A 2,478-nucleotide genomic window follows, 5' to 3' on the forward strand; every position below is an offset into this window, starting at 1 on the left:
AAAAAAAAGGCTACTCGTTTGGAACCTTCAAGGGGGTCTATACCCCGAGCGTGCTGACGATCTTCGGCGTAATCATGTACCTGCGCTTCGGCTGGGTGCTCGGCAACGTCGGGCTGGCGGGAACCTTGCTGATCGTCACGATGGCGACGGCCATCACCTTCCTGACCGGCCTCTCGATCTCGGCGATGGCCACCAACATGAAGGTGGGCGGCGGCGGCGCCTACTATATCATCTCCCGCTCGCTCGGCATCGAAGCTGGCGCGGCGATCGGCCTGCCGCTCTTTTTCGCGCGCGCCTTCGGCGTGGCGTTCTATATTGCGGGTTTTACCGAAGCGTTGATGACGGTGGTCAATCCGTTGCCGATGCTCGACCCGGCTATCGCGGCCAAGGTTATTTCCGCCGCCACGCTGGTGCTGCTGACGGCGCTGGCCTATTTTTCGGCGGACCTCGCATTGAAGGTCCAGTTCGCCATCTTTGCCGCCATCGGCGTTTCGCTGGTTTCGTTTTTCATGGGCAACCCGACGCCCGAAGCGCTGGCCATTCCGGCAACGGCAACCATTCCGCCGAAGGCGGCGTTCTGGGTGGTGTTCGCGGTCTTCTTCCCGGCCGTCACCGGGATTGAAGCCGGTCTCGGTTTGTCGGGCGACCTGAAGGATCCGGCCAAATCGCTTCCGCGGGGGACGCTGCTCGCCATCGGCACGGGCTACTTGGTCTACATGGCCATGCCGGTCTTCCTGCACCTCCGGGTGCCCGACGGCAACCTGCTGCTGATCGACTCCAACATCATGACGACGGTGGCGCGCTGGAGCATCCCGATTGTGATCGGGGTCTTCGCGGCCTCGCTTTCCAGTGCGCTCGGATCGCTGCTCGGCGCACCGCGCACCCTGCAGGCGCTGGCGATCGACCGCGTCATTCCGCGCTTCATCGGCAAAGGGTTCGGCAAGGACAAGGCCGACCCGCGGATCGCCACCGCCATCTCGTTCGCGGTCGCGCTCGGCGCCGTGCTGTTGGGCGACCTCGACCTGATTGCCCCGATCCTCTCGATGTTCTTCCTGCTCTCCTACGGGCTGCTCAACCTGTCCGCCGGCTTGGAAGGGTTGATCGAAAGTCCATCGTGGCGGCCCAAGTTCAAGGTCAAATATGGCATCTCGCTGCTCGGTGCGGCCGCCTGCTTCACGGCGATGCTGATGATCGACGCCGGGGCGACGATCATTGCGGTCGTGGTGACCTCGCTGGTCTTCTACCTCATCAAACGCCGGCAGCTGAATGCGCACTGGGCCGACATGCGCTACGGCATCCTGACGCTGCTGATCCGTTTTGCCATCCACCGGCTCAACAAACTCAAGCCCGACGAACGGACATGGCGGCCCAACATCCTCGCGCTGAGCGGCTCCCCCAAGTCGCGCTGGCACCTGATCGAGATGGCGCATTCGCTCGCGCAGCATAGCAGCGCCCTAACCATTTCCAGCATCCTGCCGGTCGAGGATTGGTCGGCCGCCAAGGTCCAGAGCATGGAAACTTCCATACGCGACTATCTGGCCAAGCGGGAAGTCGAAGCCATGGTGAAGATCTTCCCCTCGCCCGACATGCTGACCGGGGCCTCCGCCTTGGTGCGCGCCTACGGCTACGGACCGCTCACCCCCAACACCATCCTGCTCGGCGACACCGACAACAGCGAAAGCTTCACCGAGTTCGCCGAACTCATCAAACTGGTCTACCGCACGGAACGCAACCTGATCATGCTGAAAGAGAGCAACCGCGTGCCCGCCGAAGAGGCGATCGAGATCCACGTCTGGTGGGGCGGCAACAAGGACAACATCGGCCTCATCCTCACCTTGGCCTATCAAATCCAAAAGAGCCCGATCTGGAAACAGTCCAAACTCCACATCAAAACCATCGTCGATTCCGAAGGGGAACGGGGCGCGGCGAAGGAGCGGCTGAACAGCTTCATCGAAGAGCAACGCATCCCCGCCGAAACCGAAGTGCTGATCAAGCAGCAGTCCAGCTTCTACGACATCATCCGCCAGGTCTCCGCCAACGCCGGACTGGTCTTCATGGGCATGCGCCCGCCGGAAAAAGACGAAACGGACGATGCGTATGGCGCATACTACGGCAAGTTGATGGAAGCCACCTCGCAGATGCCCACCCTCGCGTTTGTCCTCGCCGCCGAAAAGATCGAGTTCCGCAAGGTCATCGGCATTTCGCAACGGGGCTGAACGCCGCGCCACGCGGCGCGGCGGACGATCCGCGGAGCTATGCCATCCCGATGGCCGAGAGGAAGACGGACTTTAGTTCGTGGTAGGCCTTGTCGAGATCGTCGTTGACGATCTGGAAGGTGTATTCGTTGCGGCACGCCATTTCCGCGGCGGCGTTTTCGAGCCGCTTCTGGATGACCTTTTCCTCGTCGGTGGCGCGGCCGCGCAGCCGCTTTTCCAGTTCTTCCATGGAAGGCGGCGAGATGAAGATGTCGGTGAAGCC

1 protein-coding gene and 1 pseudogene are annotated in these 2,478 nt (G+C 62.1%); one reads left to right on the forward strand and one right to left on the reverse strand.

The window, feature by feature from the left end; translation table 11 throughout:
• Window positions 1-2,216: Na-K-Cl cotransporter (locus tag ABYO54_RS15955; protein WP_372809223.1), on the forward strand; the 2,216-nt coding region annotated here is incomplete at its 5' end.
• 37 nt (window positions 2,217-2,253) lie between these two features.
• Here ABYO54_RS15955 and ABYO54_RS15960 read toward each other — a convergent pair.
• Window positions 2,254-2,478 (reverse strand): annotated as a pseudogene (locus ABYO54_RS15960) (guanylate kinase); the annotation flags it as partial.

The sequence above is a fragment of the Pontiella sp. genome (genome assembly GCF_041622395.1).
Classification (GTDB): domain Bacteria; phylum Verrucomicrobiota; class Kiritimatiellia; order Kiritimatiellales; family Pontiellaceae; genus Pontiella.